A 3,518-nucleotide genomic window follows, 5' to 3' on the forward strand; every position below is an offset into this window, starting at 1 on the left:
TGGTACGTAACAACAAATTTCTGTTAATCTGCCGTTTAGGTAAACTAAAATTTATGTTAATTGTTGAAAAATACCTAAATTGTTAATGATTATTTAACATTGAATATTAAAATCTGTGGTCAACGAATATTTATCTTTGCTGCAGATATGTTATTCAGTATCAGAACAAAAATTATTCACTCATCTAAAAAGTATGAACAAATCTTTACTATTTAAAATCGTAGTAATTGTCTTTGCATTTGTTGGTGTGTTTACTGTGGCCCAGGCGCAAGTAACCACTTCATCAGCGACAGGTACAATTAAGGACTCCAAAGGTCCTATGCCTGGTGCAAGTGTTAAGGCTACACACACGCCAACAGGAACTACTTATGGCGTAACAACAAACAATGATGGTCGTTTTACGATCGGTAACATGCGTGTAGGTGGTCCCTATGTGATCGAAGTTAGTTTTGTGGGATATAAGCCACAAAAAATCGAAAATGTTTACTTAAAATTAGGTGAACCTTTTGTTTTAAACGTACTTCTTTCAGACAATGCCTCTAACCTTAATGAGGTAACTATTGTAGGTACCCAACGTAATTCTATTCTGAATTCTAACAAAAACGGAACTTCAACCGTAGTAACAAGAGCCCAGATTCAGAATTTACCAACGATCACAAGAAGTGTGAACGACATTACCCGCTTAACTCCTCAGGGTGGTGGTCCAAATGGATCGCTTGCTGGTGGAAGCTCACGTTCCAACAACTTTACAGTAGATGGAGCTAACTTTAACAACCAGTTTGGTATTGGCGCAAACGTTCCTGCTGGTGGTTCTCCGATTTCTCTTGATGCATTGGAGCAGATTTCCGTAAACGTTACACCTTATGACGTAAGACAATCCGGATTTACTGGTGGTGCAATCAATGCAGTTACCCGTTCAGGTACAAATGATTTCTCAGGTACAGCATTTTATTTGATGCGTAATGATGATCAACAAGGAACGAAAGTTGGCGATTATACCATTACAAATCCACAGAAATTTGATCAGAAACAATATGGTTTCAGTTTAGGTGGTCCAATTGTTAGAAACAAATTATTCTTCTTTGTTAATGCAGAGTGGAGTAAACAAATTTCTCCAGGTACCGCTAATATTGCTTCTACTGCTGCATTACCTTATGGTGGTGCTAATACGCCTTCTTATGTAGCAAGACCTACTGAAGATTTCATGAATACAGTGAAAAGTTACCTGATCAGTAAATACAACTATGATCCGGGAGACTATCAAGGATATGACAACAAGACAAATAACACTAAGTTATTGGCTCGTTTAGACTGGAATATCTCTAAAGACCATCACTTTAATATTCGTTACAACCAGGTAGAAAGCAGATCTCCGTTTAGCGTGAGTACTTCAACCAGCGGTAGTAACATCAATTATACCAATAACCGTACAAGCAATTTTGCTTTGCCATTTTCTAATTCAAATTACTTCCAGGATCAGAACCTGTATTCAGGAGCTGCCGAGTTGACCTCTAACTTTGGAAGTAAGTTTACCAACTCTTTAAGGGCTACCTATTCTCATCAGAATGACCCAAGAAGTTCTAACAGTTCATTATTCCCTTTTGTAGATATTTTAGATAACAAAGCTACAGGGTCAGTAGGAAGTCCTTTAACCAGTTTTGGTTACGAGCCCTTTACTTATGGTAATCTAAGAGATGTTAAAACTTTCACTTACAGTGATGATTTCTCTATGGCCCTTGGTAAACATAACGTAACCTTAGGTGTACAAGCTGAATTCAGTACCACTAAAAACGGATTCCAACGTTTCGGAACCGGATTCTATACCTTCAACAGCTGGGATGATTTCGTAAATGGAGCAAGACCTGTGAACTATGCCCTTACTTATCCTCTTACTGCCGACGGATCTCAAGCTTATCCAAGTTTTAAATTCGCTCAGTACTCTGCTTATCTGCAAGACGAGTTTACAGTAACCAGTCGTTTAAAATTAACCGGTGGTGTTAGGATTGAAAGAGCAACTTTTCCAGATGTAAGTGAAATCAAAACACATCCTATGGTTGCTGCTTTGACTTTTGCCAACGGTGAAAAAATCAATACAGGTAACTTGCCTCAGGCACGTACTACTTTTTCTCCAAGATTCGGATTTAACTGGGATATTAATGGTGACCGTTCCGTACAACTTCGCGGAGGTTCTGGTATCTTTACCGGAAGAATTCCATTTGTATGGATTGTTGCTCAATCTGGTGATGCTGGTTTACTTCAGTTTACCCAAACTTATTCGGGTAATGATGCACCTTATTTCAATCCTAATCCAACAGCAAACATTCCTGCAAACAAACCAGCTGCCGGTACTTCTATTCCAAGTAACATCAGTGCAATGGCACCTAACTTAAGGTTCCCGCAAACCTGGAAATCAAGTTTAGCCGTTGACTTTAAAATGCCATTTGGAATCGTAGGAACTGTAGAAGGAATTTATCAAAAAGATCTTTATGCAGTTGTTGCAAGAAATGCGAACTTAAACAATCCAACTGCTTTAGCTGTTTCTGGTGGTTATGCTGATAACAGACTGATCTATCCAAACGCCTTGATCGACAGACAAGTAAACAGTATTGATAAAAACGGACAAGTAACCAAAGTAGCTAACCAGGCACAAAGTTTTAATGCTATTGTGATGGATAATGTTAAAGGTGGTCATTACTGGTCTGCAAGTGTTCAGTTAAATAAACAATTCTCTCAAGGCTTAAGCTTAACTGCGGCGTACACAAAAAGTGGAGCTAAAAACTACGGTGATGGCGGTGGAGACCAGATCTTAAACTTATGGTCTTATCCTTACAACAGTACAGGAAACTCAAACGTTCCTAGTTTAAGTGCAACCAGCAACGTGATTCCTGACCGTGTTATTGCTTCTGTATCTTATCGTAAAGAATACCTTAAAAACTTAGCAACAACCATTAGCCTGTTCTATGAAGGTGGTGTTCAGGGAACTTATTCTTATTACTATTCTTCTGACTTTAACCGTGACGGACAAACCAATGACCTGATCTATATTCCTAAGAATGCTTCAGATATTAAGTTCTTACCTTTAGACATTAAAAACGGTAATACAGTAGTTAAAACCTACAGCCCGGAAGAGCAGGCAGCTATTTTTGATAACTTCATCAATAATGACCCTTACCTGAGCAAACACAGAGGTGAATATGCAGAACGTAATGGTGCGAAATTACCTTGGAGAAACCAGGTAGATTTTAAACTGGTTCAGGAAGTATTCAGAAATGTAGGTGGTAAAAAGAACTCTTTCCAATTTACAATGGATGTGTTCAACTTTGGTAACCTGCTGAATAAAAACTGGGGTGCTATGAAATATGTAAGAAACATGGGTATTTTAACTCCAGCAAACGTTTCTTCATTAACCACAGACGGTAAAGGCCCTCAGCCAACCTTCAGAATGGCTACTTCAAACGGTGATATCGTTAGAGACAGCTTCGGTGTAACTCAAACTATCGCTTCTACTTATTACATGC

At 38.5% G+C, this 3,518-nt stretch carries 1 protein-coding gene; it reads left to right on the forward strand.

All coding sequences use genetic code 11. The features are described from left to right. Nucleotides 1-193 precede the first annotated feature (193 nt). The coding region (locus DBR11_RS26260; protein WP_108555530.1) for a TonB-dependent receptor domain-containing protein at nucleotides 194-3,518 on the forward strand (3,325 nt) is incomplete at its 3' end.

This window comes from Pedobacter sp. HMWF019 (assembly GCF_003061025.1).
GTDB lineage: Bacteria > Bacteroidota > Bacteroidia > Sphingobacteriales > Sphingobacteriaceae > Pedobacter.